Raw genomic sequence first — 23647 nt, 5'->3', positions numbered from 1 at the left:
GGGCCGCTTTTTTGTTGGTGAAAAATGGACTTGAAAAACTCCCTGATTGGCCGCCTCGGCTTCTCCGTCTTCGCGCTGGGCCTGGGGGCCTTGGGCGTCTTTTTGATCGGCCTCACGCTGCTGGGCCTGGGTGATGGACTCGCCCTGCTGGTGGGCTCGCAGACCGCCGCGCACATCCTCAACGCGGCAACCGTGGCTTATCCCGTGTTTGTCGTCGTCCTGGCCCTCATGCGCATGGCTGACGTGTCCCAAGCGGGCCGCGCGACCTATGCAGCCGGTCTGATGATGGGCTTGGCCCTGATGCTCGGCACGCCATCGGTGCTGACCGAGCCGCCCAAGATCGACTTGGCCAACCCTACCGTTGCTGACGTGATGCAGGCCGCCACGGGCGCTATAGGCCTCTTGATCTATGGCGCGGTGATTCTCTGGGCGCACTTCGCGGCCATGATGTTCATTGACCGCCGCCGCGTCCTGGGCAATGTGTCCTGGTGGGCCTGGGTGTTCTATGCGCCGGTGTGGGTTGTAGGCATCGTCATCAATGTGCTTTTCAACCATACGGCGGGCTCGCTGATCTTCCGCAGCCTGCCCAAGTGGGGGAAATTCACCTTTTCGGCCCGTATCACGGACTTGGTGGCCACCGATAGCGGCCAGCGCGGCGACATGGCTCTGAAACTGCGCCAGAAGCTGCTGGATTACGTGGACTGGCGCGGCGCCCACGTCCAAAACATCTAAAACGGAAAAACGCCCCCAACCCCAAGGGCGGCCCTGGCCAAAGTCTGGTCATGGCCGCCCTTACTTCATCCGAACTGTTTACCGCCGCAAAAGACGACCTGAGCAACTTTCCCACGGTTGCCCAGCTGGTCAAAGCAGGCGACCCGCGCATCCTCATGCAGCTGAGCGCGCAATCCGTGATGCTATCCATGCTCTCGGCGCAAGTAGAAGTTGCGAAATATGAGCCTTTCAACAAGTCGCGCGACGGCACGGTATTGGCCGATGCTGCTTTGAAAGGCATTCTCCCGCTGGGCCGCGCCTGCCGCGTCACGCTGGAAATCAAGAATAACGACACCGAGCCCGTCACCTTGGGCAGCCAGCGCCGCATATTGGACGCCAAGGGCCGCTTGTACGAGCTGGACGCGGCTGTGAGCATCCCTGCGGGCATGACTTCGACCGTCACCGGCCAGCAGATTCGCCGCCGCACTGTGACGCACGAGGTCGATACGGCTGCCGACTTCTACAGCATGGAAGTGCCGCAGGCCTCGGACGGCCTGTACCTCAACACGCTGACCGTATCCAAGGGCGCGGAAGTTTTTCGCTATGCCCCCGACTGGTTCAACGTGAAGCCCGGAGAAAAGGCCTATCAGGTCGAGGTCGATAACCTGCGCCTGCTATACGTGCGCTTCGGCAAATCAACCGTGGTCGGCTACGGCGTCAGCCAAGGCGACGGCTTCACGATGGAGATTACCGAGTGCAATGGCCGCCTCACAGACCTGGCACCCGGCGACAACTTCAACCTGGAATACGTATTCAACGCGCCCGAAACGAATCTGGCGCTGACCCTCAAGGGCATTGACGACGAGGGGGCCAGCCCCCACACAATCGAAGAGCTGCGCGTGATGGCCAAGTACCCCGCCGTCTACGACCACAACGCGGTTTACCTGGGCGAATTCACGTTCCTGCTGCGCCGCTACATCAGCGGCTTCCGCTTCCTGTCCATCTGGAATGAGCAGGTCGAAGAGGCCGTGCGCGGCGCGAACGTGAGCAATATCAACACGCTTTTTGTCTCTGGCCTTGTCAAAGGCATGAGCGCATCCGTGTTCAACAAGCGCGCGGCAGAGCTGCTGAATCGCGCTGACGGCTCCTACAAATACAAGTTTGTGGCGACCAGCCTGCAGGCCGTGCCCGTCACTGTGACGGCTGCCGTGGCCATTTCCTGGGACAGAGCCCTTGTTGAGTCGCAGATTCGCGCCGTCATCCTGGGCTTCTACGGCGACGGCTCCATCAACGTCTCCGAGGGCATGAGCAACCCCATTCGCAAGGCGCAGATCAACCGCCTGCTGCGCGAGAACGTCCCAGCCCTGCGCGACGAAAAGGCCGAATTCGACGTGGCCGTGTCCCTGCCTGCCGCGCCCAAGCCCGAGCACTTCCTGCACATCGCCCCCGACTCGCTGACCGTCAACGTCAGCTCAAGCGAGTACGGCTCAAACCTCTGGAACCACTGACCCCCAACCCCTTACCCAACGGAGAAACCGCATGTTTACCAACACCTTCGCCAATGACCTGCTGAAACTCTTGTTTCACGGCCTGCCCATTTCAAACATTGCCAGCAACGCCGGTATTTCCCCGGCCACGCAATATTGGCTGAGCCTGCATGTGTCCGACCCCGGCGCGAACGGCACCCAAGAAACCAGCGAAGTGAACTACACAGGCTACTCGCGCGTGTACCTGCAGCGCGACGACGACGACTGGGTGATTGCCGCCAACAAGGTCAGCCCCGTGGGCCGCGTGGAGTTCCCTGAAATGACGGGCGGTATCGAGTCCCTGGCCATGTATGTAGGCATCGGTACCGCAGGCGCCGGTGCTGGCCGCCTGCTGATGCGCGGCAAGCTGAGCCCCACCATCCAATGCCGCCTGGGCGTGGTACCCGCCATCAAGCAGGGCGCGTCCATCACCTTTGTGACCTCTGCGGGCTAAGCACCATGGCGCACGTCTTTGCTGATCTGATTTTGGAGAGCAGCCAAGAGTCGGCCCCTATCGGGGCTGCCTTGCAGCTCAACGGCGCGCTGCCGGGATATCGGCCCTTCTCGGCGGTCTGCGCGCACGGCGATACCGTGCATTACATGGTGCGCGAGGTTGACCAGACAGGCCGCCCGACCGGCGCCTGGGAGCTGGGGCGCGGCACCTACCGCCGCCTCAATGGCTTCTCTACGCTGGGCCGGGATATGGTTTTGGGCTCAAGCGTGGCCAACAACGGCGCCGTTCCCTTTGCGGATGGCCGAAAGCTGGTGCAGCTCGCTTGCGTGGCCCCCAACAACCCTGCCGTGCAGGCGGACTGGCGCGAGGCCCTGGACATTGAAACGCGGCCTGGAACCATCATTGAGACGGCTTCCAACTCTGTGCCCAAGGGCTATTACAAGTGCGACGGCTCCAAGCGCAACCGCGTCAGCGACGTGCGCCTGTATGTGGAAATTGGCACCAAGTACGGCGCGGGCGACGGCGCAACGACCTTCAACCTACCCACGTTTTCCAGCACCCGCCAAGGCTGCATGGTCTGCATCAAGTATTGAAGGGCGGTAAATGTTTGGACTTGCCTTCTCTGACGCCGCTTTCTCTGGCCACATCCTTCTAGGCTGGCGGGCCGTGGTGGAGGCCGATGTTCGCATGGACAACGGCGCCTCACGATTTGGCGGCCAGACAATCACTGCGGCCCAGTTCGCTACAACGCTCTCGGCCACGCACAAGGCCCCCACGGGCTTCTATGGCGTGGCCCTTACCGAAGTGGCCCTGGCCGCGCAGCTGGCCTGCCGCACTATCGTGGTGAGCAACGGCAGCTTTGCCTTGCTCCTGAGCAGTTCTGACGGCTTGAAGGCGCAAGGCTTCGCTACAGCTTACGGCTCCTTCTCTGCCCAGCTGGGCGCGGAGTTCGACTTTGCGGGCCTGACCATCACCACGGCAGACGCTACCGCCGCGCTGCAGTCGGTGGTTGACGGCAAGGCCGGGGCCGTGGCCATGACCTACGCCATTGAGGCACCGCTTGAGGCTCAAAGCCAGATGACGGGCGCCCCAATCGAGCCCGTCACGATCGTGGAGGCCGAAGAGCCCGCCCTGCAGCCCATGGCGGCCAGCTTCGCGGCAACGCGCGTAGAGGACGAGCTGCGCGGCGTCTTCATGCACACCTTTGAAAAGCATCTGCGCCAGAGCGAGCGGCAGGCCAACTCCCTCGGCAATCCCCACCTGGGCAATCGTGAGCTGGTTGACCAGTCGCTTGCTGCTGACGGGCTGCAGATTTACCAGGGCGCGGGCGTCTCCAATGGCGCCGGTAACTACCTGCTGCGCTCCTGGCGCTCTCACAACCCGAAGCGCGGCCTGCACTTGCTCAAGACCTACCTGCAGATGCTGTGGCCGAACGTCTGGACGTGTACCCAGCTATGGCACGAAAAGGGCAAACCCTACCCGACAGCCTTGAGCGAGACGGACGGCGGCAATCACTACCTGACAAGCCGGGTTGATGTGTCCCTGCCATCGCGCGTGACCAAGGGCGCCGACCTTGCCTCTGTGCAAAGCGGCCTGCGCGCAGCGGTACCGGCCCGGATGGTGCTGAGTCTGACCATCAAGGCTGATGACATTTACACAGAGCGCGCCGTTGGCTGCGTGGTCGAGCGCGGCTTTGTGACCCAAGTTTATGAAGGCAACATCAAATGACCAGGAAAACTGAAAAGATCACCTACAACGTGCATGAGCGAGGCCGCCAGACGCGCGGCGTTGACCGCCTCTTTAATCTGCCCGCGCTGGGCAAGATGATTCGCGGCGGCGACGTGCAAGAGCGTGTGCATTCGGGCGACATGATGGGCTACCTGGGCCACTGGCCGCGCCTTGTCTTCGGCATGGCCATGGTGGAGGGCGGCATTCACCAGGGCAAGGCCATCACCTTGCAGCCAGCCATTCGCACGATCTATCTGGACGCCGACGACGAGGGCAACATCACCCACCAGGAAGAGTTTCTGGAAACCGACGATGGCGGCGTGGCCTGGAAGCTCTACGAGAGCAAGGCGGGCGGTTTCAGCTCGGCCATCGACGCCATTCCCAACACGTTCCCGCATGAGCCCCTGGACGTGTACGGCTTCGATTACGTCTATGAGCCCAACTACCACACCAATCGCGGCTACACGTCCATGCTGGACGGCGTGAACATGGCAGAGGCCCTGGCCAGCGGTGGCGGCATGCTGGCCCTGCTGGACGCGGTTTCATCCCAAGGCAACGGCGCGGCGGCCATGCTCTCGCGCATGTTTGACTCTCTGCAGGGCCAGTATTCCCAGCTGATGCAGTCGTATGAGGCCGCCTTGGGCGAAATCGACCAGTTGACCACGCAAGCAGCTCTGCGCGCGGCTGCTCCTGTGCGGGCTGCTTCCCTGCTCGATGCCATCCCCATGAATGGCCAGAGTGCAGCCGACCTGGAGCGCTTCTCTACGGCGCGGCTGGAAGGCTTCGCCGGTGAGGTCAAGCCCGAGCACGCCAAGATCAAGCACAACCCTAACCCTCTGCTGAGCCAATGGGGCCTGTAAGCCATGGATAACTACTCCGACATTGTGAAAGCCGCCCTCGGGCGGTATCTCAAGGGCTTCCATGAGCAGCTGCTTGCAGACACCAAGGCCACGGCGGAATACGCCGCGCGCCCCTTCTCCAAGGCTGTCATGCTGGCCCCTGGCCGGATGATCGACAGCGTTGATGCCATGCTGGCCACCTACCGCAAGAACGACAACAGCGGCAATGCCCAGACGAAAAGCCAGCTGCCCATCATCATCGTGGCCGTGGGCAAGGACATGCAGCCGTCCGGGCCCGAGTATGGGCGCGGCATTGCTGACGCCCAGTTTGTGCAGATGCCCGAAGACCCGAAACAGCGCATTTTCAAGATGCGTTGCGCGAGCATGGACTTTCGGGCGCAGCTGGCCATGGTGGCCCCCGAAGAGCCCACGGCGCGCACCATCGCCATGCAGCTGCACCTCTACACGTCTTCCCTGGCCAACCGCAATCTGCACCTGGACTTCACCCTTGCAGGCGTCCCCCAGCGCTGGGGCGCCCAGCTGGAGAATCCCGACCTTATAGCGGCCAGCACCGCCCTGGAAGGCGAAGTGAAGAACGCGACCGCCCTGGTTGTCGATATGACCGTGCGCGCGTGGCTGCCGTTTCTGACCGTTCCCACCAAGCCCGAAGACTCGGACGGCAAGGGCAACGGCGTGCAGCAGGGCAACCCCCTTGACCCGACCTATGACCCGAGCGGCTTCCCTGCTGTCGGCGGTATCGAGGTGCGCCGCCTGGAGCGCCCCGACGCCAAGCTCATAGACCCGTCCTACACGATCGAAACCGGCTGGGGGCGTCCATGAAGCATCAACCAGTGCCCATGCGCATCAATGTGGCCGGTTTCAAGGGCGAACCCGTCTCAATGATGGGCGCCTATGACCCCGGCAGCGACATGCTGCTTATCCGGGAGTCGCGCGCCCTGGAGACGGTGGCGCGGCCCAAGTTTCTGCACGTCACCAATATCCCCGGCCAGCCCGTCTGTGACACGTTCTTTGAAGAGCGCGACATTGGCGCGGCCATCACGGCCTTTTTCATGCTGCAGACGCAAGGCCTTATCCGCCTGGACACCAAGGCCGTGCGTTTTGACCCGGCAAACAAGATCGAGCGCGACGGCATGGACGACAGCGGCATCAAGTACCGCACAGCGCCGGACATTTCAAACGGGCAAGTGGCAATCATCCTGGCTGCCTACGCAACGACCCGGCAGCGCGCCGTTGCAGCCATCCTGGAAGATGCCGACGAACTCATGAGCTTCTTCTGAGGCGTTTTGGGAAAGAAGGGGGCAGCTTGACCGGCTGCCCCTTTGAGTATTGGCGCCATTGCAAGGAACCCCCTACCAATGGCAACCCCTCAAACCATCAACCCCATGCTGACAGACGTTGGCCTTGACGAAGCCAACAAGGCCGAGCGCAACGGCTATCAGCTCTACATCACGCACGTAGCTCTCGGCACGGGCAAATACAACTCCGACACGCTGGGCGCGGCCATGACGGCCTTGTCCAACATGAAGGAATACGTGACCATCGCTGCAGGCCGCACCTCTGGCCAGCACGGTTTCAGCACGACCGTGGAATTCGACAGCTACACCGGCACGCCCTATGAAGCCTGTGAAATCGGCTTCTTCTCTGGCATTCCTGGCAAGGGTGGCGTCCTGGTGGCCGTGTACTCGCACCCCAGTGAAGCCCTGGTGCTGCGAAACGCCTTGCGCTACCTGTCCACGTTCATTTTTCAGCAGTCGCGGCTTCCCCCTGGCGTTATCAACGTCACGATTGACCAGAATGCAGCCTCTGCAATGGCGCTTATCGCCAACCATGAGGCCGCCACCGACCCCCATCCCCAGTACATCAAGCGCTCGGGCGACACGATGCAGGGTGCGCTCAAGGGCATCACCCCGGAGCGCGGCGACTACAGCAAGAACTTCGCCACCACGGAGTTTTTTGGCGATCAGGGCCTGGTATTTCCGCGCGCGGGCATCGTGGGCACAGAGGCGGCCACAAAGCTGACAGTCGCCAACGTGGGCCGCGTGGTCAACGTGGCCACGGAAAACGCCGTCATTACGCTGCCACTGACCAGCACTGTCCCCGTGGGCGCGTCCCTGATGATTCGCTGCGTGGCCAACAACGCAAAGATTGTTGTGCAGGGCTCCGATCTGCTGGCCACGCTGGGGTCTGCCCTTGGCGGGAATGACACGGCCTTGGCGATGCAGATGGGCTCCTTTGTCACGCTGGTGCGCAATGAAGCGCGCATGTGGTACGTGTGCCAAGAGGGCGCCCAAGAGCCCGCAGGCAAGCTGGCCTACTTCATCGGCCTGAATCTGCCCGCAGGCTGGTTTGAGCCGATGGGCCAGCTCCTGAGCCGCACGGCGTATGCGCGCCTGTGGGCCTATGCCCAGCGCCAAGGCGTTGTTGCGGACTCGTCCTGGGCCAGCTTCCGGGGCCGCTTCTCTTCCGGTACCGATTCGACCAATTTCCGAGCGCCTGACCTGCGCGGCGTGTTCCTGCGCTCCCTGGACAGTGGCCGAGGCCTGGACGCTGGGCGAGCCTGGGGCCAAGAGCAAGACTCGCTCAACAAGAGCCACCTTCACGGCCTGGACGACTACGGCCATACCCACGGCGTCAGCATCGGCATGTCCGGCTCTCACGCGCACGAATACTGGGCAGACGGCGGCTGGCAGCGTCCGAACGTGGCGCAGCACCGCCTTGGCGGCTCATGGGCCGTTGCGTTTGAAGAAGGCCGGGGCAATCCAGACTGGCCCGTGGTTCCTCTGCCATTCGTGGGCGACCACTCCCACGCGGCCTACATCACAGCCGCGAACTCAAATATCTACGTCCGCAACGATGGCGGCGCCGAAGCGCGCCCCTACAACACGGCCCTGAAACTGGGCTTGAAATACTGAGGTTCGCACCATGGCCAACGTCAATCACTATCACCCAACGACCTATTTCTACACCCACACGACCCAAGCGGAGCCAGACCCCATGGAGCCCGATCGGTGGCTGGTACCGGCGTTTTCGAGCATGAAGAGCCTGCAGCCCGAGCGCGATGGGCTGGTGAACCGCTACAACCCGGAAACAAAGGCGTTTGAGCTGACCGAGCCGCCCGCGCCGGTGGTTGAGCAGCCAATCCTCCCCCAGCTGCCCGCGCAAAGCAACTGGATGGTTGAGATTGCCAAGCGCCCCGCCAAGATCATCACAGAGGGCACCAGCTTCTGTAACTACGTCTGCGCGAATGCGGGCTTTACCGATCTGGCCCAGCTGGAGGCGCTGGCCGAGCAGTTCGCCAGCGGCAACACTTCGGAGCTGGCCGAGCGCGCAAATCGCTTCATGAACTGGCGCGTTGAGTGCCTGGGCGCGGTTTCTGACCTCGCCGCAGGCCTGCGCGCCGACGCGGCGGTGTACCCGCCCAGCATGTCGGACATGATCTTTGCTTTGCCCAAGCCACCGGGCATTGAGCCGCCCAGCGAGCACGTAGAGCCCGAGCCAACCCCCGCAGCCGCTGAGCAGCTGAGCGATGGCCAATAACGACATGGCCTACAACCGCCTCTATCGGGCGGTGCGCAAATTCGCCGTGGAAACCCCCCTCTGGGGGGAGGCAATACGGTACTACGTGAAGCCGGACGAGCGATTCGACCTCACGCTGGTTTCCCAGCGCGTCTATGGCACGCGCGCGGAATACCTTGTCATTCAGGCCGCCGCAGGCCTGGACTCTGCTGAATACCCGCTTGAAGCGCAGACCCTGGTGCTGCCCACGGCGGCCAAGCTGCGCGAGCTGCGACGGGAGGCCGGATTCGATGGCTACGAAATCATTTGAAGGTGTTGTAAAGCACATCCAGAGGGCGAACCGCGAGGCGTCCGACCGCTACAACTACCGGGCGCAGAGCCGCGCCACTGCCAGCGGCATCCTCAACCCTACAGAGGTTGCGGGCGACTACGACATGGAGCGGCTGCTTTACACGACCATGGGCGGCGAGCTGCGACCGCTGCGGCCTGATGACCTTGAGAAATTCCGCAAAAAGGCAACGCTGCTGGGCAAGCAGTTCAAGGGCGGCATCACGGCCAAACAGATCATTGAGCGCGCCTTGCCCGACGACCGCAAGCGCTGCAATGAGGAAATCCGCGTGGCCATCCCGGCCCAGTCGCACCAAGACAAGCTGCACTTTGTCACCAGCGCGAGCGGCAAGCACAAGGTAAACCGGCATCACGTTGTCGTCCAATTCAAGGGCTACGACGCGGCCCTGTCATCGCCCACGACCGCCGAGAGCGCGGCGAAAAGCCTTGTCGCCCAGCCGATCGCCATTGACTGCGACTGCGGGCGGCAAACCTTCTGGTTTCGCTACGTAGCCACGCTGGGCAACTTCAACGCGGGCCTGCCAGAAACCGGCTTCCCCAAGATTCGCAACCCGACCCTAAGCGGCGTGGCCTGCAAGCACATCCTGCGCACAGTGCAGAAGCTCAATGACCCCCTGGTGCTCAAGCGCGTTGCGGGCATGGTGGAGCTGGGCCGCAAGGGCAAGGGCGCCAAGGTGGTGCGCACCAAGGCCGCCGACGCCCGCGCTATGGCCGCAGAGCAGGATAAGCGCGCCCACTGGCAGCGCAACCAGCTGGAGAGCAGCACAGAGCGCGCAGAGCGGCTGGCCGCACGAAAGGCCGTGGGCGCGGTGCAGACCCGCCTCAAGGCCCAGCAGAAAGCCATTGCCACGACCCCAGCAGCGATGCAGCGCGAACTCAACCGCCTGGAGCAGACGGTAAAGCGCCTGCAGGCCATGGGTGGGCTCGCTTCCACGGCTGCAGCTGCCCTCATGCGCCAGTTCGCCCGCAAAACCTGAGAGAGAAACATGCTTCATTCAGTGCCAATGGCCATCAACCGCGCCGCGCGCCAAGTCGTGCTGCGCAACCCCAACGCCTTCAAGCTGTACGCCCTGCGGCGCACGGTCAACCGGGTGGAAATCGACCCGGCCACCGGCCAGCCCAATGAATCGGGCGGCTCCCCAACGCTGGGCGGTATGACCGTCTTGCGCGCCGAGGATGAAGCCGACATTTCCTATTCGGAGCTGGGCGAGGGCCGCATGCTGTTTGTTGACGGCGTGCCCGAGCCCGCAGACGTGAACGATGCAAACGCGGGCCTGCTGGGTGCCAGTAGTCGCATGGCCCGCATTGAATCCATGGTTGACCAGACGGAGCCGGGATTCTTTGAGGCCGCGCAAGGCGACCTGCTGGTGATCGACATGGGCATGGGCGCATCCCTGGTCTATGAGGTGGTGACGCTATCGAGCCGCTGCCACATCCCGCCATACAACCGCATCGTTATCGTGAACCTGCGCGACGACCTGGACTATCAGAACCCGCCGTATCCGCTGCCCAGCGCGCCCGCCCAACCGCCTGCCGGTGGCGCAGGGTCTGGAACGGAAAACGGCACGCCGCCGAGTGGTGATGAACCACTAACCCCGGAGCCCGCGCCAGATGGTGGCGATTCTGGAACATCCTCGGGTGGAACGGAGCCCCAAAATGTTCCAAGCGACCCTTGGGCCGGTTTGTAGGGCTGGCCAGGGCAAGAAAAAACCGCCTCTCGGGGCGGTTTTCTCATTGGGCCGTCTGGGCCTCAAACTCTCGGCGGCAGACCGCGCAGGGCGAGCGCGGCGGGCCAGGGGTCAAGAAGTCATCGAGCGTGGTGAAGTCTTCGCATAGAGACTGGCCATCCCTGAAATAGTGCTCTAGCTTGGAGCCTGGGAGGTCTGCCCAGCCCTCGGGGCGCTTGGGCGGCGGCGCGACCGTTACGGCCCCATCGTCGTGCTGCACGAGCAGCCCACGGGCCAGCAACGAATTGACCGTGGCCGGGTGCTGGCTGCGTGTCGTGCCGTCCTTGGTCAGTCGATACAGGCCGCGCGTGCCGTCATACATGAAGATCATCACGCCCCCGGACTTGAGGGCGGTCAGTAGGGTGAGCTGGGCCCAGCTGAGTTTGTCGCTCATGCGGCATGCTCCAAGGCCAGCTGGCCATTGGCGGCTTGGCCAATGCCGTGATTGATCTGGGCCAGCTTGCCGGACTTGACGCCCTCAAGCACCGCCATGCCGTTGACCTTGTGGCGAAGCGCGCTGTTGCGCTTCTGCTTGATGCCCGCGTGCTCTACTTCCATCCATGCAGCGATCGCCGCATCATCCTTCTGTCGAATCACCATCAGGGCATTCGCGCTGGCGGGCCCAGTGGACTCTGCAAACGTGGTCAGCTTCTGGAAGATCGCGGCAACCCATCCCATGCTGAAATCGTTGAGCGTGCTCGGCCTGACCGGGCCGAACTCGGCAGAGAATTTCCGGCGTGCGATCTTCGCCTGGGCCAGCAGAGAATCGTAGGCGTAGGCCGCCAGCTCGGCAGCAGGCATGACGCCTATGAAGCGTATGCACAAGGGCTCGCTCGCCATGCGGCCCTTGAAGATCACGCGGCAGCCGAAGGCCTCGGCAGCGGCGCAAACCAAGTCTGAATGCCAGCGCGGCAGGGTCTTGATGCCGGTGTTGCGCTCGTCGGTGCCCACGCCAGAGGCGTTTACATCAGCCTCGGACAGCCGGTAATTGGCCATCATCGCCTGGGCCTGCCGCATGGCCATTTCCGCCTCATTGGGGTTTGAGGACGCGCCGAGCGCGAGGCAGCGCTTGATTTTGCGAATGATGCGATCGCGCTCTGTGCCGGTCAGCTCTTGGCCGCCTTCTTCAATGGCTTCGGTGCTCACTTTGCTTTTCCTTCTGCTATCAGCGCCTCGACCTGGGCGATTTGGTATTCCTGCCGGTACTCGCGCTTGTGGACGATCATCACGTTTGAGGTGTCGCGCGAGGCCGGGGACTTGGCCGAGCGCACGGCATCTGCAGCGCTCAGGCAGCCGAGCGGGTCTGGCCATGCCGGGTGTCGGCAGACATAGAACCAGTCTTGATAGCTCTCAAACGTGGTCGGGGCCGGTGGCTGCTGTTTGCCGAAATTGCCAGTTTGCGAAATTTCGCAAACATGGCCCATGCCGCGCTCAAGATCGCCCAAGCCGTCAATGATGGCCTCGGCAATGTGCTGGGGGCAGTCGCGGCTCATGGCCAGCTGATTGAGCCGCGCCAGGGCGGCGCGCATGTTCGTGATGTTGGTCATTCCTGGTTGTCCTTTTCGCTCTGGGCTGCTGCTCAGTCTCGGCACGGGGCCAAAACGGGGTCATCTGCGGGCACGCCGTTGGCGATGGCCATGGCGCGGTAGCTGTCGTGCAGCTCATGGCCGCCGTCTGTCACGTCATCAAAGCGCTGGCCCTTCATGCGCTTGAGGCGCACGGCCAAATTGTGGTCAGCGCCGCGCAGCAGGAACCCGGCGCAGGTTGCGGGCTTGTCCTTGCCGGACTGGTGGCAGGCGAAGGTGTTCTGGGCCATGTCGTAGGAAGTCGGAGCAGAGTGCCGGAATGCCTCTGCAGGGAACTCGCCCACGGCATCAACGCGCCAGGGGCAGTTACGGCATGGCTTGCGGCGGTAGGAGCCCCCACCGCCCTCGACCGTCAAGACTTGGTGCAGCTCGCCGCGCTCATTCTCGCCAGCTGGGCGAACGGCGGTAACAGTGGTCTTACTCATGTTCAGGCCTCGTAGTTGGCGCGGACGGCTTCGGCTTCGGCCTTGGTGCGGCCAACGTACTCATGGCCAGTTCGGCCCATTGCGGCCCAGTCGTTGCAGCCGTGTTCAATCTGCTGCTCCAAGGTCAGATCATTGAATGACGGGTTGTGAATTTCATAGGCTTTTTGCATGGCGCCGCCCCTCTCAGTCTTCAAAGTTCAGGGTGACAAACACGGGGCTTTCAATGGTGGCCAAGCTCACATGGGGCTCGTCACAATCCCAGCAGCCGCGCGCCGAATCCCATGCGTTTATGTCCGGGTCACAGCTGCCCGAAGGGAAGTTATCGCCCTCCATTTCAAAGGTCAGGCTGCCATCAGGGTTCACCGGCACGGCAATCAGGCTGCCTTCAATCATCACCATGTAGCCCGTGTCGTCGGAATGTTTCAACGCTGTGCGCTCGGGCTTGTCTTTCAGCAGGGCCTCTGCAGCCCTTGTCCAGCCGTGGAAGGTCTTGAGGTCAAAGCCTTGAATGGTGACTTTCACGGCCTCGGGGCTCATGGTGATGGTTGTCATGCTCAGTCTTTCGGGTTGTCTAGCTCGGCCAGGATGGTTCGCCAATCGTCTATGGCGTCCATGAAGGCGCGGTACTGTCTGGAGATATTGGGCTGCGCGCAGCCCGTGGCTTTGAAGGCGTCCTGCTGGCTCATTCCGTGGACAACCACAAGGCACAGGGCCTTGTAGCTGGGGGAGTCGGGCTGCATGCGCAGGCGCTTGGCGATCTTTTCAAATGTTGTTTGCTTCATGGGGCGAAGACTCTACACGCTTGCTCTTGCGTGCAGGCTTCACGACAGGCACGCACTCAACGACGCGAACGCCCAACAAGCCTTTCCAGCTGGAGAGTCCCTTTTGAGCGTTTGCCGCGCTCTGGCTCCACTGCAGCACGTCCAGGGGGCCTGCAGGGCCTTCTCCGTAGGCGTCATTGATTCGCTTTAGTTGAGCGTCAACGCTTTTCTGCACATAGGCGTCTTGCGTGGGGTTCTCTTTCATAAAGGCCACATGCTGGTCTACGCGCTCTTGGGTGACTGGATAGCTCCAAGGCTTGTACGACTGAACGTGAATCAAATCGCCTTCCTTCATCTGGGCTCCCTCGGCGTGGTAGCTCCAATGCTTAGCGTGATTCTTGCGGGCCTCTTCGCTCTTGGCGTCTAGGCGGCGTTGCTCTGCATTGACGCAGCCAACGATGGCATGGGTATAGGCGCGGGCGCTGGAGCGCTTGCTGCCGGGGACTTCGGGAACGGTGTAGGTAGTGGATGTAGCCATGGTGATTTGCCTCAGAAAAATCCCCGCCGTGCTGCGGTATGGGGCTGAGTATATATCGTTTAGACGATATAGGGCAACTGTCACGAATATTTCATTAAAAAAGCCCGCTTGGGGCGGGCCTGGGTGGAGGCCTGGGGGCCTATGACTTCCGCGCGCTCTGTGGCAAGCGCACCGGCAGACCTGCAGACCGACGATAGGCATTCATCACAATGCCTTGCTGGCGGCGATTCAGGAAGTTCTTGATATGCGCGTGCATCGTGGCATCCGAGGCGACTTGAGCCTCAGTCAGCAGAGAGCGCAGCTGTGCCGCCGAGACGTTGTAGGTGCCCTCATTGGCGCTCTGCGCCGGGTCGATGCCGCGCATTTCGCACAGCTCGGCAATGTCGGCATTGCTCAGGTGGGCGCACGGCATCACGGAGGCCGGGAAGTGCCTGGGGGCGCCGTTGGCATCAACCAAAATGGTTTCCAGCGCGCGAATGGTCTTTTCGGCAAAGGCGTCTGCAGAGCCTGGGGCTGCCGCGCCACGCTGGGCCACTGCATAGGCGCGCTCGCCGCGCATCAGCTCCAAGGCTTCGGTAAGGTGGGCTCGGGCATCACGGTATCGCATCACTTCTTCCCTTCTTTGTTGCGCTCGCATTGGCGGGCTTTCTCACGCTCGGGCGTGCATTCGGGTTTGGCGCCGGGGCTCACAGCAGAGCCCACCATGTAGCCCGCCATCATGTTTGTGGCGGGGCTGCTGCTGTCGCTGGCTGCATGGCTGGTGGTGCCTGGGCGCGGCTGGTAAGCCGGGGCGGCTGGCTTGTCCGGCACGGGCTTGGACGCCGGTACCGCAGGCTTGGGCGCCGGGGTAGGAGCAGCTGCGCGCACTGGGGCGGGGGCAGCTCGCACAGGCGCAGGGGCCGCGCGGGCCACGCTCACCGATGCGCCACGCGCAGAAACTGAGACAGCGGCTGCTGGGGCACAAGCTGCCGCTGCTGATATGGCCGCAGCCGCAAAGATGGAAATTCGGAAGGTGTGTCGCATGGTGCTGTTTCCTGTTGAGGTTGGAGGGGGGGATGGTCAAGACCCGAAGCGGCGCGCACGGCGCGCACTCGCTGCAGCTCTTCAAGATTGGCCACGCCTTCCAGAAGGTTTAGGGACTCTTCCAGCCAGTGCGGGCGCTTGTCCTGGTTGATGGCGTCAGCTGCCGCGTCAAGCAGCAGCTCAAAAAGATGGGTTCCACGGGCGCGCTTGAGGTCATAGGCGCGGACGTTGGCCATGCGGCTTTGGTGCTCGGCCTGCAGGGCCTTGATCGCCTGCAGATCGGAGCTGATCGTCCTTGACGGGCTGCGCTTGCGATCAGCCTTGCCGCCCACGTAATAGACGAAATGCTCGGTTTCCCGCTCGATGTAGATGGTGGCCAACGTATCCGGCGCGCTATGCACCAGCATGAAGGCCTCATAGGTCTTTGCGCGATTGGTTTGATGAAGTGTTTTCATAGAACGCCCCAGCCAAAATCGCGGCCCTCAAGCTGCAGCACCTCGCGCATGCCCGAGAGGGTTTCATGAGAAGGGATGGACAGCTCAACGACCGTGTAAGGCTCTGTGAGAGAGGCGCTGGCCTCTGCGCGCTTCACAAGATCGCGCAGCGTGGCCAGCGAGGGAGTAGGTAGCACCTTGCCCGCCCATGCGCCTATCGCTGCCCGTTGCTTGTCCGACGCCACGCGGCGAACCAATGAAATTGAAGACCCACAGCGCCCTTGTTTCAGAAGAGCCATGGCGACGGAGTGATTGATAAGCTGCATCGCAATAACAATTGTTACCTACGAGGCCGAAATATAACGCCAATTTCTTGAATTTTCACTTTCCAGATGATTTTGCAAATGCGTTTGTTACCGCATAGAGCACTTTTGGAAAGTCGGGGAGGGGGCCGCCGCAGCAGCAAACACACTCCTGCGCGAAGCAACCCACCTCGGTTTTCAAGGAAGGCGAACAATGGAAAAAGTGAAATGGTCGGATGACGCGATGCCTGAAAACACGCATCTCGCGCAGCTGATGTATGCCCTGCGACTGGGCGACCCTGACAACACCATGCTGGATAGCGTGATGCTGTATGACCTGATCGACAGCGAGGCCGAAGCCTTGCCAATGCTCGATGCCATGGTGGTAGAGGTCAACCGCATGAGCATCACCATGGAGAAGCTGCAGCGCGTGATGGAAGCTGCAGCCGGTGACGGCCCCAAGCCAACGGACTTCACCATTGGCGACCCCGTGAAGCTGCGCGGCACCATGCAGGTTCCCGTGCTGTTTGCCATGGATGATGGCCAAGCGGTAACGATCTGGTTCCACAACCCGGATACCACACCCAACAAGCTCATGCCCCTGGACGAGCTGGTGTCCTGGAAGTGGCTCCTGAACAAAAAGGACGTAACAATCGTTGTTGCGCCCGAGAACGGTAAAGAGCTGGCGCCCCGTGAAGTCGCCCGCCGCATCATGCGCCTCGTTGCCCGCAACTCGGCCACCTTCGCCAAGGCCAACGAGCGCGCATCGGAACGCGCCGCGATCGAAGCAGCTCTGGATGGCGAAATCTCTGAGCTGACAAGCGAGCTGGCCAGCCTGCATGACCGCCTGGACGTTGCTCGCCAAAGCAAGGCCGACCAGGAAGCCGAAGCCGCGCGGGCTGCTGCTGCAGAGGCCGCGTTGTCCCCTGGCCAGAAGGTCAATCGCGCCCTGGCTGGCATGGGCTGGAGCTATCCGCGAGGCCCTGAGCTGCAGGGCTTGGTGACTATGAGCCGCACCTTTGAAGGCTTGGCAGCGGACGGCGATCTGAGCGACGGCAGCCGCGTGACCTACGCGAGCTGGGGCGCCGATAGCGCAAGCCTGACGCTGCAGCTGGGCTGGGACAATGTTTTTTCCATGCGCATGACGCCCGGTACCGACCCGGTTGAATACGCAACGGAGTTCAACCGCCGAGCCGAGGCATGGGCCGAAGAGCGCCGCGCGGCCAACGTGCCCCCGGTGCCCGAGCCCCAGCCCGAGCCTGAGCAGCAAGACTCTGGCGAGCCTACCGGCCTGGAGAACATGGACACCGGAGCGCCTGAGAACGGCCCCGCCGCACAGCGCATGGTGGCCATCAAAAAACTGCTGCAGCAGCACGGCTTCACCGGCGAAATCAACGACCGCAAGGATGGCTTTGAACTGCGCGGCCCTTTGTCCGATCTGCTGGTCTACCTGGAGCTGGACAGCGCAGCAAAAGACGGCTTCATGGTGGGCCTGGATGACTTTGAGGAAGAGCCCGAATACGAGCGCTACACGACCTCTCGCACGGATAAGGAAATCGCGGATTACGTCTCGCAATTTGACTTTGAGCAGGCCCACGTTGAGCGTGACGATGAAGGCGAGCGAGTCATGCGCACCTTTGGCACGGCCCTGGACGGTAAGGCAATGGCGTTTGGCATGGCCTGTATCAAGGTGCTGGAGCCCGGCGCTACAGCTGCTGGCGTGTCTGTCCACTATGGCGACTTCAACGATTCGACCAGTGCGGCCCTGTTTGATGACGTGTCCGGCTCGGCCACGGTGATCGGCATCACTGCCCAGCTGCACAAGGGCGGCGTCATCCTGGCCAGAGCCTCCATCACGGCCACCGGCCAAATCACGCTGCTAACCGGCTCCCACGGCTCCGAGGTTCTGGCCACGCCCACGACCGCTGATGACGTGACAGCCGCACTGCGCAGCATTCCGGCCAAGGCTGAGCCCACATTGGTGCTCTATCGAGGCCTGGAGCTGCGCCGCGCGAAATGGCGTGTCGGCGGCGTAGAGGCCGAGGGCTGGGAGGTGCAAAAGCCCGAGAACAAGCAGCGCGTGGCCAATGGTGAGCGCGAAATCAGCGGCAATCCCCTGGTTTCGACCCTGGCCATTGCCAAGGAAACCGCAGACCAGCTCTTGAAGGACGCCGAGGACAGCGCGGCCTATGCCGAAGAGCTGGCCAAGCAGGAGGCCGCCGAAAAAGCGCGCCTGGAAGAGCAGCGCCGCGAGCTGATCGACGTTGACGGCTTCGGTGCAGACATGAAGCCGCTGGGCCGCGAGCGCATGTATGTGACCCTTGATGCCAAGGTGCGCTACCGTGGCCAAGTCATGAGCCGCAAGGCAATGATTCGCCTGCTGGTCAATGAAGGCCGCCGCGTTGAGACAAACGGCTCTGGCGCGCGAATCCTGGCCGAGCAGGGCGAGGGCGGCGCTTTCCACGATGAAAAGACGCTGACCAAGACCGGCATGGACTACGCGAGCTATCTGGGCAAAAAGCTGGATGCCGAGGCCGCACAAGCCGCGCTGGATGCCAGCCACGGCCCATTCTGGTACGGCATGCGCATGCGCCCCCTTTCCATTGGTACCGTGCCCGAGGGCTTCAAATCGACCATGCCAGCGCCTGCAGACGGCGAGCGCTTCGCTGATTCGGCCCGTCATGGCATCGTGACCTATGGCGAGCGCCTGTCGCCCGAGGCCGTGAAGGCCTTTGAGCTGATACCGCTCCTGCACACAGATGACGCCCGTTCTGGCGCTGTCGCCTCGTTTGTGGCCAGCATCGAGCCGGACTACCGCGCCCGCTACGTTGAGTACGCTGCTGAGCACGGCGTCATGAGCACGTTCGGGGTGCTGATCGGCTTGATTGAAGACTTTGGCCGCAAGCAGTACGGAAACCGCGTGGACTTCGGCATTGACGACGAAAAACTGGCCAACGAGGTGCTTGCAGCCATGAGCGCGGCCCAGCCCGAGCCTGCCGCCGACCCCCAGCCCGCACCGGAGCCCACGCCTGAGCCCGAGCCCACTCCCGAGCCAACGCCAGAACCCACACCGGAGCCCGAGCCCACGCCCGAGCCCGCAACCACCACCGAGGAACCCGTGACCGAAAACGCCAATGCTTTCGCCCAGGAAGACCGCGACTACCTGCAGACCTTGATTGAAGGCAGCGTGCCGCTGATGGACGAAACCCACAGCACCCGCCTGGAAGAGCTGTATCACAAGTACGAGGGCCACGACGAGGCCCAGGCCCTGATCGAGCAGGCCGCCAAGGCCTACGGAGACGCCGTTATTGCCGCCTCTGTCGATGCGCTGTCGAAGGTGTAAGCATGCCAAGCCCCCATGAAAACGATGGGGGCAGCGTGGCCCAAAACGCCGCGCTGCCCAGCATGCCCGCTGGCCCTATGGACTTCGGCGGCCTGCGCCTCAACATCGAGAACCCCATAGGCACATCCCGCACCGGCTACGACTTGAACGGCGAGCGGTGGGAAACGCCTATGAACCTCGCCCACTATGGCGAGCTGGAGGGCACCACGGGCGCTGACGGCGACCCGGTGGACGTGTACCTTGTGGGCGGTGGCGACCCTGGCCAGCCTGCCTATGTGATCGACCAGTACGACCTGGACGGCGCTTTTGACGAGCATAAAGTCGTGCTCGGCGCGGCCAGCGAGGCCGAGGCCTTGCGCGTCTATGACGCCGGGTTTACCGATGGCTCTGGCCCCAAACGCCGTGGCGCCGTCACCAGCATGGCCCTGGCCAGCTTCAACGACTGGGCGCATAGCGTGGCTGTCTGCCAGCCCGCAGGCCCTGTCAGGGCGCCCCTGCCGCGCGACGGGGAGGATCTACTGTCTGGCCAGCCACCGGCGCAGCCCTGGACTGGGCATCGCAGCGTGGTACCCGTGGACGCGGCATTCCTGGCCGCCGTGGCCGCTGGCCAGCCCATCACCTACGACGCGGCACATGGGCGCGTTACTGGCCGCTTCACCCCCGCCAATGGGGGTGTTTGGCTGGTGTACTCGGCCCGTGGCCAGCGTGAGAGCACATCGCCCATGCCGGAATGGATGCTCCCGCTGTTCGTGCGCACACTGACCGACCCGGCCCTTGCCGAAAGCGGCCTGCAGCTGCTGGACAGCGTGAGCCCCATCATGCGCGCGACCCTGGCCGGTCAGCTTGTGCCCCTGGTGGCCCAACTCAAGGCCCCAGGCCTGCGCATTCCTGATCGCCTGCGCCTTGCCGCCGAGGCTCGCGCCATCCTGGCCAAGCTCGGCCCGCTGAGTGCTGCAGACGAACTGACGCCCGACCAACGGGAGGCTCTGCAGGAGCTGCGCGACGTGGCCGCAGGCAAATACGACCACGAGGGCGCCTATCCCATCCTGGCCGTCATTTCTATGGCCATGGTGACGACCGACCGCAGCCGCCCGCTGCCCGCCATTTTTGAGAAGGCGGCCAATGACGCCATTGACCATTGGGCCGACCTGGAAGAGAAGGAATACACCTATGCCTGATGCACGCTACAGAGCAAAGCTGTGCTCGGAGCTGATGCAGCTCGGCCAGCGCTACCAAACCCTGCCAGCAATCAGCCGCGCCAAGTCTGGGCCGCTCATGAGGGCCCGTGCAATGGCCCTGCGCCGCACGCTGACGGGGCGCGGTACCGACGCCCCAGGCGCGGAGCTGGACGCCCTCTTGGTGCTTGAAAAGCGCGTGGCCTATTTCAGCGAGCAGATCAACGAGGCCAACGCCATGCAGCCAGCGCAGCGCGCAATCCACTTGCGCCGCCTGAGCGCCCTGTCTATCGGCCTCAAGCAGACCTTTGGACGCAGCCCCGACATTATTTGGGAGTCGCCCGAGCAAAATCTGCTGCTGCGTGCCATTCAGAACGACCCGGCGATAGGTCTGGTCATGCCCCGCTTCAAGGAATACGGCCTGTATGAGCCCGAAGTCAATGAGCTGGTGGCAGCCGGGGCCATTGGGGCAGAGCTGTCGTCGGAGCTGGACAGGGCCATGCGCGAGAGCGGGGCCACAAGTCCAATCAGCCTTGCAGTGGTTGACCCAGCTTTGGCGCAGGAGGTGGCCAAGGCCGCACAGGCCAACGACGCCAACATGCAGCTGCTGTCCACAAAGGAGCAGACGTTGCGCCGACTGCGCACGCCAGAGGCTCAGGATGCCTATAAGGCAGCCTACGACGAGTACCTGCAGCATTACAGCAATGTCTATGTGCCCCTGATGGAGCGAGGCAACGCCAAGGTGCGGGCGGCCAGCGTGGCCATCAATGAAGGCGCGGGCGGCGTGCGCGAGGTGGGCGAAAAAATCCTGGCCAAAGTGATCGACGCCAGCCCCATCGACGCGGCGACCGCCAAGCAATGGGCCGACGCGCAGGAAATCACGGACGCCGCCGTGCGCCGCTTGGCCAAGATCGGCTACCCGGTGGCCCAGGTGCGCGCCGACATGGCCGAGTTCTACCGCCTCACGGGTGGCCGCATTGCCCGCGCCCGCCTGCACTCCAAGGGCGACCGCCGCGCCAATGCAACCGACATTGGCGAGCACGGCAAACCTGGCACCATTCACCTCGATACCAATTTCAGCAAGCGCACCCTCTGGCACGAGCTGGGGCACCACATCGAGGCCGACCCAGCCGCAAAGATGGTTGCGGGCCAGATGATTCGCCGCCGCGCCAAGTCCGCGGCCCCTGGCAAGCTGCGCAGAATCACGGGCAACAAAAACTATGGCTCCAAGGAAATCGCCTTGGAGAACGGCTTTTTCAGCCCCTACATCGGCAAGCTCTACAACGACGCCTGCACCGAAGTGTTTTCTATGGGCCTGGAGACTTTCTCCAACCCGGTGCTGCTGGCCCACCGCATGCACAAAGACCCCCAGACCCTGGCCATGGTGACGGGCTACGTCAGCCGCCCCGTGTCTAACCTTGAAAAGCAGATGGTGGCCCTGCAAGGCCTGCTGGTGCAGGCCAGCGAAGAGGGCGAAGCCAGCTTGGAGAGCCAGATTCGGGCCGTGGTCGAGGCCCTGGCGGCCCGCGCGGCCATCAAGAAGACCGATGTACCCGAGTTCACCGGCGCGCGCGATTCGCGCCTGGAAAAGCTCATTGGCCACATCCCGAGCACTCGGCATTGGGTGTTTTCAGGGAAGGTGCGCGACCCTATTACGGGCCGCTCCAAGGCTGGGCATTACCTTGTCGATGCCGTGGACGGATGGTGCTCTCCCGTGGCCAGCCGCGACATGGGCCTTGTGTCGGCCATCGCCTATCTGCACAGCCGTGGCATTGAGGCGAGAGCATGGCACTTTGATGAAGTGAACCGCGTCAACCAATTTAAGGAGGCCTTGAATGGCTGATGTGTTTGAAGTGACCACGCCTGCCGGGGTTGTCCTGGTGGACTTTGACGACGAGGCCGCGACGTGGAGCGGTGCTGATGCGGCTATTGCCTGCCTGCGCAAGCTGGTCGAGGCTACCGACGACGCCCGAGGCCTGCCGCTGACCATGAGCGGCATTGAGCCGGTCGAGCTGGTGCAGTGCTGCCAGTCTGCCGAGCAGTTCGCCGTGCTGCTGCCCATGGACTATCTGATCGCCACCGGCGACATTGAAGCTGAGCGCAGCGCCTTTTATGAGGGCCTGTCTCGTGCAACCAGCCAGCAACAATATGCGGCCAATGAAATGAGCGCATAAAAAAAGGCCCCAGTAATTGGGGCCTTATAAATGGCGATTCAAAGTGCAAGGATTACGCGAATTCTTCCTCAAGCTCCATATGAAGCTCTTTCGCGGTGAACGGTTGAAGGCGAGATATAGATTCATCATCCGATGTTTCAATCAGACGCACTTCATAGGTATTTTGCAGGTTCAGCCACAGTTGTGCAGTTGTGCCAAAAACCTTTGCCAAACGCAGTGCGGTATCAGCAGTGATGCCGCGCTCGCCGCGTACCACTTGATTCATGCGCGTTGCTGTCACGCCCATGCGCAAAGCCAGTTTGTTAACCGACAAGCCGGATGGCTCTAGGTACAGCTCTTTCAATATTTCGCCCGGATGGATGGGCGGCATGCCATTGCGACCTGCTTTAATCATCTTTTCTTTCGACATATAAGCTCCTTTTCGCGGCCTAGCTCGATTGAGCATTCGGCACTTAGCTTACGGATTCCCGATATGGGTCTAGCGTATATAAATTACTTCTAACTATCTCTGTCCCCCCCTCATTTCTGAGGGGGGTTTTTTCTTCTTAGTGGTAGTCCACTATCTCTACCTCTTCGGGGCCAGAGACACCCCAAATGAAGCAGATTCGGAATTTGTCATTAATGCGAATTGCATGCTGACCAATTCGTTCTTTTTCTTTTGTCATGGGGTGCAATTTGTTGCTGGGTGGCAGCTTCAAATCATGGAGCGCTGTCGCTCCATCGAGGAACCCCAAGCGAAGCATCGCTGGCTTCGCTATCGCGGCAAACTTTACCGATTTGCCCGTGTGAAACAGTTCGGCTGTCGCCTTGCACTTGAATGTCTGAATCGCCATAGACCTCCTTCGTTGTTGTTGGCATGCGTTTATTGTACCACGACAAACGAGGAGCGACAACACAAAAACGACAAACGACAAACGACAAACGACAAGACGCCAACGACACCCGCATCGGGAAAAACGCCCCTCTCCATCGACCCCTGCCGCACGACAGTTCCGCGCGTGTGAAACCCACTGCGG

31 protein-coding genes are annotated in these 23647 nt (G+C 62.3%); 17 read left to right on the top strand and 14 right to left on the bottom strand.

Features of this window, described 5'->3' with window-relative positions; translation table 11 throughout:
• Positions 1 to 24: 24 nt before the first annotated feature.
• The 13 genes from ACWGXF_RS18895 to ACWGXF_RS18835 all read left to right on the top strand — a co-directional run bounded on the left by ACWGXF_RS18895 (position 25) and on the right by ACWGXF_RS18835 (position 10831).
• Positions 25 to 732 (top strand): hypothetical protein, encoded by a 708-nt coding sequence (locus ACWGXF_RS18895; RefSeq protein WP_452102299.1) that lies wholly within the window; start codon positions 25 to 27, stop codon positions 730 to 732.
• Between the two features lie 50 nt (positions 733 to 782).
• The gene (locus tag ACWGXF_RS18890) at positions 783 to 2219 is read left to right on the top strand and encodes a hypothetical protein (protein ID WP_452102298.1); all 1437 of its coding nucleotides are present in this window, start codon (positions 783 to 785) and stop codon (positions 2217 to 2219) included.
• A 31-nt stretch (positions 2220 to 2250) separates the two neighbouring features.
• On the top strand, positions 2251 to 2691 hold the full coding sequence (locus tag ACWGXF_RS18885; protein ID WP_452102297.1) for a phage tail fiber protein: 441 nt from the start codon (positions 2251 to 2253) through the stop codon (positions 2689 to 2691).
• A 5-nt stretch (positions 2692 to 2696) separates the two neighbouring features.
• A complete protein-coding gene (locus tag ACWGXF_RS18880; protein ID WP_452102296.1) occupies positions 2697 to 3284 on the top strand; it encodes a phage tail protein in 588 nt (195 codons plus the stop codon).
• A 10-nt stretch (positions 3285 to 3294) separates the two neighbouring features.
• The gene (locus ACWGXF_RS18875; protein ID WP_452102295.1) at positions 3295 to 4419 is read left to right on the top strand and encodes a hypothetical protein; all 1125 of its coding nucleotides are present in this window, start codon (positions 3295 to 3297) and stop codon (positions 4417 to 4419) included.
• Positions 4416 to 5279 carry a hypothetical protein gene (locus tag ACWGXF_RS18870; RefSeq protein WP_452102294.1) on the top strand — a complete coding sequence of 288 codons (864 nt, stop codon included), beginning with the start codon at positions 4416 to 4418 and terminating at the stop codon, positions 5277 to 5279. The genes ACWGXF_RS18875 and ACWGXF_RS18870 overlap by 4 nt, the downstream gene beginning before the upstream one ends.
• 3 nt (positions 5280 to 5282) lie before the next feature.
• Positions 5283 to 6098 (top strand): hypothetical protein, encoded by an 816-nt coding sequence (locus ACWGXF_RS18865; RefSeq protein WP_452102293.1) that lies wholly within the window; start codon positions 5283 to 5285, stop codon positions 6096 to 6098.
• Positions 6095 to 6556: a hypothetical protein gene (locus tag ACWGXF_RS18860; RefSeq protein WP_452102292.1), complete on the top strand. Its 462-nt coding sequence runs from the start codon at positions 6095 to 6097 to the stop codon at positions 6554 to 6556. Before ACWGXF_RS18865 ends, ACWGXF_RS18860 begins: the two co-directional genes overlap by 4 nt.
• A gap of 78 nt (positions 6557 to 6634) precedes the next feature.
• A complete protein-coding gene (locus ACWGXF_RS18855; RefSeq protein ID WP_452102291.1) occupies positions 6635 to 8191 on the top strand; it encodes a phage tail protein in 1557 nt (518 codons plus the stop codon).
• Positions 8192 to 8201: 10 nt separating this feature from the next.
• Positions 8202 to 8816 (top strand): hypothetical protein, encoded by a 615-nt coding sequence (locus ACWGXF_RS18850; RefSeq protein WP_452102290.1) that lies wholly within the window; start codon positions 8202 to 8204, stop codon positions 8814 to 8816.
• Positions 8806 to 9105 (top strand): hypothetical protein, encoded by a 300-nt coding sequence (locus tag ACWGXF_RS18845; protein ID WP_452102289.1) that lies wholly within the window; start codon positions 8806 to 8808, stop codon positions 9103 to 9105. The genes ACWGXF_RS18850 and ACWGXF_RS18845 overlap by 11 nt, the downstream gene beginning before the upstream one ends.
• Entirely contained in the window at positions 9086 to 10120 is a 1035-nt protein-coding gene (locus tag ACWGXF_RS18840) for a hypothetical protein (RefSeq protein WP_452102288.1), read from the top strand. Before ACWGXF_RS18845 ends, ACWGXF_RS18840 begins: the two co-directional genes overlap by 20 nt.
• 9 nt (positions 10121 to 10129) lie before the next feature.
• A complete protein-coding gene (locus ACWGXF_RS18835) occupies positions 10130 to 10831 on the top strand; it encodes a hypothetical protein (RefSeq protein ID WP_452102287.1) in 702 nt (233 codons plus the stop codon).
• 43 nt (positions 10832 to 10874) lie between these two features.
• Here ACWGXF_RS18835 and ACWGXF_RS18830 read toward each other — a convergent pair whose 3' ends face one another.
• The 12 genes from ACWGXF_RS18830 to ACWGXF_RS18775 form a co-directional block, all read right to left on the bottom strand.
• Positions 10875 to 11264 (bottom strand): hypothetical protein, encoded by a 390-nt coding sequence (locus ACWGXF_RS18830; RefSeq protein WP_452102286.1) that lies wholly within the window; start codon positions 11262 to 11264, stop codon positions 10875 to 10877.
• Positions 11261 to 12016, bottom strand: coding sequence for a DUF2786 domain-containing protein (locus tag ACWGXF_RS18825; RefSeq protein ID WP_452102285.1), 756 nt, complete (start codon positions 12014 to 12016; stop codon positions 11261 to 11263). The genes ACWGXF_RS18830 and ACWGXF_RS18825 overlap by 4 nt, the downstream gene beginning before the upstream one ends.
• A complete protein-coding gene (locus tag ACWGXF_RS18820; RefSeq protein WP_452102284.1) occupies positions 12013 to 12417 on the bottom strand; it encodes a hypothetical protein in 405 nt (134 codons plus the stop codon). Before ACWGXF_RS18820 ends, ACWGXF_RS18825 begins: the two co-directional genes overlap by 4 nt.
• Before the next feature lie 32 nt (positions 12418 to 12449).
• On the bottom strand, positions 12450 to 12881 hold the full coding sequence (locus ACWGXF_RS18815) for a DUF6283 family protein (RefSeq protein ID WP_452102283.1): 432 nt from the start codon (positions 12879 to 12881) through the stop codon (positions 12450 to 12452).
• A gap of 2 nt (positions 12882 to 12883) precedes the next feature.
• Positions 12884 to 13051 carry a hypothetical protein gene (locus ACWGXF_RS18810; protein WP_452102282.1) on the bottom strand — a complete coding sequence of 56 codons (168 nt, stop codon included), beginning with the start codon at positions 13049 to 13051 and terminating at the stop codon, positions 12884 to 12886.
• A gap of 13 nt (positions 13052 to 13064) precedes the next feature.
• On the bottom strand, positions 13065 to 13418 hold the full coding sequence (locus tag ACWGXF_RS18805) for a hypothetical protein (protein ID WP_452102281.1): 354 nt from the start codon (positions 13416 to 13418) through the stop codon (positions 13065 to 13067).
• 17 nt (positions 13419 to 13435) lie between these two features.
• On the bottom strand, positions 13436 to 13663 hold the full coding sequence (locus ACWGXF_RS18800) for a hypothetical protein (RefSeq protein ID WP_452102280.1): 228 nt from the start codon (positions 13661 to 13663) through the stop codon (positions 13436 to 13438).
• A complete protein-coding gene (locus ACWGXF_RS18795) occupies positions 13644 to 14180 on the bottom strand; it encodes a hypothetical protein (protein ID WP_452102279.1) in 537 nt (178 codons plus the stop codon). Before ACWGXF_RS18795 ends, ACWGXF_RS18800 begins: the two co-directional genes overlap by 20 nt.
• Before the next feature lie 139 nt (positions 14181 to 14319).
• Positions 14320 to 14787 (bottom strand): hypothetical protein, encoded by a 468-nt coding sequence (locus ACWGXF_RS18790; protein ID WP_452102278.1) that lies wholly within the window; start codon positions 14785 to 14787, stop codon positions 14320 to 14322.
• Positions 14787 to 15098, bottom strand: coding sequence for a hypothetical protein (locus ACWGXF_RS18785; RefSeq protein ID WP_452102277.1), 312 nt, complete (start codon positions 15096 to 15098; stop codon positions 14787 to 14789). The genes ACWGXF_RS18790 and ACWGXF_RS18785 overlap by 1 nt, the downstream gene beginning before the upstream one ends.
• Complete coding sequence (locus tag ACWGXF_RS18780; RefSeq protein WP_452102276.1) at positions 15095 to 15610, bottom strand: hypothetical protein; 516 nt, start codon at positions 15608 to 15610, stop codon at positions 15095 to 15097. Before ACWGXF_RS18780 ends, ACWGXF_RS18785 begins: the two co-directional genes overlap by 4 nt.
• 44 nt (positions 15611 to 15654) lie before the next feature.
• Entirely contained in the window at positions 15655 to 15936 is a 282-nt protein-coding gene (locus ACWGXF_RS18775; RefSeq protein WP_452102275.1) for a hypothetical protein, read from the bottom strand.
• 217 nt (positions 15937 to 16153) lie between these two features.
• Between ACWGXF_RS18775 and ACWGXF_RS18770 the strand changes: the two genes are divergently transcribed.
• The 4 genes from ACWGXF_RS18770 to ACWGXF_RS18755 are packed head-to-tail and all read left to right on the top strand — an operon-like array spanning position 16154 to position 22631.
• A complete protein-coding gene (locus ACWGXF_RS18770; RefSeq protein WP_452102274.1) occupies positions 16154 to 19282 on the top strand; it encodes a defense against restriction DarA-related protein in 3129 nt (1042 codons plus the stop codon).
• Between the two features lie 2 nt (positions 19283 to 19284).
• Complete coding sequence (locus ACWGXF_RS18765) at positions 19285 to 20460, top strand: hypothetical protein (protein WP_452102273.1); 1176 nt, start codon at positions 19285 to 19287, stop codon at positions 20458 to 20460.
• Entirely contained in the window at positions 20453 to 22300 is a 1848-nt protein-coding gene (locus ACWGXF_RS18760; RefSeq protein ID WP_452102272.1) for a hypothetical protein, read from the top strand. The genes ACWGXF_RS18765 and ACWGXF_RS18760 overlap by 8 nt, the downstream gene beginning before the upstream one ends.
• Positions 22293 to 22631: a hypothetical protein gene (locus tag ACWGXF_RS18755; protein ID WP_452102271.1), complete on the top strand. Its 339-nt coding sequence runs from the start codon at positions 22293 to 22295 to the stop codon at positions 22629 to 22631. The genes ACWGXF_RS18760 and ACWGXF_RS18755 overlap by 8 nt, the downstream gene beginning before the upstream one ends.
• A 52-nt stretch (positions 22632 to 22683) precedes the next feature.
• Here the strand turns inward: ACWGXF_RS18755 and ACWGXF_RS18750 are convergent, their stop codons facing one another.
• Positions 22684 to 23040 (bottom strand): HigA family addiction module antitoxin, encoded by a 357-nt coding sequence (locus ACWGXF_RS18750; RefSeq protein WP_452102270.1) that lies wholly within the window; start codon positions 23038 to 23040, stop codon positions 22684 to 22686.
• A 136-nt stretch (positions 23041 to 23176) separates the two neighbouring features.
• The gene (locus ACWGXF_RS18745; RefSeq protein WP_452102269.1) at positions 23177 to 23464 is read right to left on the bottom strand and encodes a type II toxin-antitoxin system RelE/ParE family toxin; all 288 of its coding nucleotides are present in this window, start codon (positions 23462 to 23464) and stop codon (positions 23177 to 23179) included.
• Between the last annotated feature and the right edge of the window lie 183 nt (positions 23465 to 23647).

This window comes from Comamonas sp. HJ-2, assembly GCF_053615495.1.
The sequence above is the reverse complement of the archived record's forward strand: the minus strand, read 5'-3'. Positions and strand labels throughout refer to the sequence as shown.

Coding starts and splice junctions, on each gene's coding strand:
- ACWGXF_RS18815 (WP_452102283.1), bottom strand. CDS start 12,881: ATGAGTAAGACCACTGTTACCGCCGTTCGCCCAGCTGGCGAGAATGAG.
- ACWGXF_RS18875 (WP_452102295.1), top strand. CDS start 3,295: ATGTTTGGACTTGCCTTCTCTGACGCCGCTTTCTCTGGCCACATCCTT.
- ACWGXF_RS18775 (WP_452102275.1), bottom strand. CDS start 15,936: ATGGCTCTTCTGAAACAAGGGCGCTGTGGGTCTTCAATTTCATTGGTT.
- ACWGXF_RS18770 (WP_452102274.1), top strand. CDS start 16,154: ATGGAAAAAGTGAAATGGTCGGATGACGCGATGCCTGAAAACACGCAT.
- ACWGXF_RS18750 (WP_452102270.1), bottom strand. CDS start 23,040: ATGTCGAAAGAAAAGATGATTAAAGCAGGTCGCAATGGCATGCCGCCC.
- ACWGXF_RS18795 (WP_452102279.1), bottom strand. CDS start 14,180: ATGGCTACATCCACTACCTACACCGTTCCCGAAGTCCCCGGCAGCAAG.
- ACWGXF_RS18810 (WP_452102282.1), bottom strand. CDS start 13,051: ATGCAAAAAGCCTATGAAATTCACAACCCGTCATTCAATGATCTGACC.
- ACWGXF_RS18790 (WP_452102278.1), bottom strand. CDS start 14,787: ATGCGATACCGTGATGCCCGAGCCCACCTTACCGAAGCCTTGGAGCTG.
- ACWGXF_RS18830 (WP_452102286.1), bottom strand. CDS start 11,264: ATGAGCGACAAACTCAGCTGGGCCCAGCTCACCCTACTGACCGCCCTC.
- ACWGXF_RS18805 (WP_452102281.1), bottom strand. CDS start 13,418: ATGAGCCCCGAGGCCGTGAAAGTCACCATTCAAGGCTTTGACCTCAAG.
- ACWGXF_RS18840 (WP_452102288.1), top strand. CDS start 9,086: ATGGCTACGAAATCATTTGAAGGTGTTGTAAAGCACATCCAGAGGGCG.
- ACWGXF_RS18755 (WP_452102271.1), top strand. CDS start 22,293: ATGGCTGATGTGTTTGAAGTGACCACGCCTGCCGGGGTTGTCCTGGTG.
- ACWGXF_RS18835 (WP_452102287.1), top strand. CDS start 10,130: ATGCTTCATTCAGTGCCAATGGCCATCAACCGCGCCGCGCGCCAAGTC.
- ACWGXF_RS18890 (WP_452102298.1), top strand. CDS start 783: ATGGCCGCCCTTACTTCATCCGAACTGTTTACCGCCGCAAAAGACGAC.
- ACWGXF_RS18860 (WP_452102292.1), top strand. CDS start 6,095: ATGAAGCATCAACCAGTGCCCATGCGCATCAATGTGGCCGGTTTCAAG.
- ACWGXF_RS18895 (WP_452102299.1), top strand. CDS start 25: ATGGACTTGAAAAACTCCCTGATTGGCCGCCTCGGCTTCTCCGTCTTC.
- ACWGXF_RS18765 (WP_452102273.1), top strand. CDS start 19,285: ATGCCAAGCCCCCATGAAAACGATGGGGGCAGCGTGGCCCAAAACGCC.
- ACWGXF_RS18865 (WP_452102293.1), top strand. CDS start 5,283: ATGGATAACTACTCCGACATTGTGAAAGCCGCCCTCGGGCGGTATCTC.
- ACWGXF_RS18885 (WP_452102297.1), top strand. CDS start 2,251: ATGTTTACCAACACCTTCGCCAATGACCTGCTGAAACTCTTGTTTCAC.
- ACWGXF_RS18845 (WP_452102289.1), top strand. CDS start 8,806: ATGGCCAATAACGACATGGCCTACAACCGCCTCTATCGGGCGGTGCGC.
- ACWGXF_RS18780 (WP_452102276.1), bottom strand. CDS start 15,610: ATGCTGGTGCATAGCGCGCCGGATACGTTGGCCACCATCTACATCGAG.
- ACWGXF_RS18745 (WP_452102269.1), bottom strand. CDS start 23,464: ATGGCGATTCAGACATTCAAGTGCAAGGCGACAGCCGAACTGTTTCAC.
- ACWGXF_RS18800 (WP_452102280.1), bottom strand. CDS start 13,663: ATGAAGCAAACAACATTTGAAAAGATCGCCAAGCGCCTGCGCATGCAG.
- ACWGXF_RS18880 (WP_452102296.1), top strand. CDS start 2,697: ATGGCGCACGTCTTTGCTGATCTGATTTTGGAGAGCAGCCAAGAGTCG.
- ACWGXF_RS18760 (WP_452102272.1), top strand. CDS start 20,453: ATGCCTGATGCACGCTACAGAGCAAAGCTGTGCTCGGAGCTGATGCAG.
- ACWGXF_RS18855 (WP_452102291.1), top strand. CDS start 6,635: ATGGCAACCCCTCAAACCATCAACCCCATGCTGACAGACGTTGGCCTT.
- ACWGXF_RS18850 (WP_452102290.1), top strand. CDS start 8,202: ATGGCCAACGTCAATCACTATCACCCAACGACCTATTTCTACACCCAC.
- ACWGXF_RS18870 (WP_452102294.1), top strand. CDS start 4,416: ATGACCAGGAAAACTGAAAAGATCACCTACAACGTGCATGAGCGAGGC.
- ACWGXF_RS18820 (WP_452102284.1), bottom strand. CDS start 12,417: ATGACCAACATCACGAACATGCGCGCCGCCCTGGCGCGGCTCAATCAG.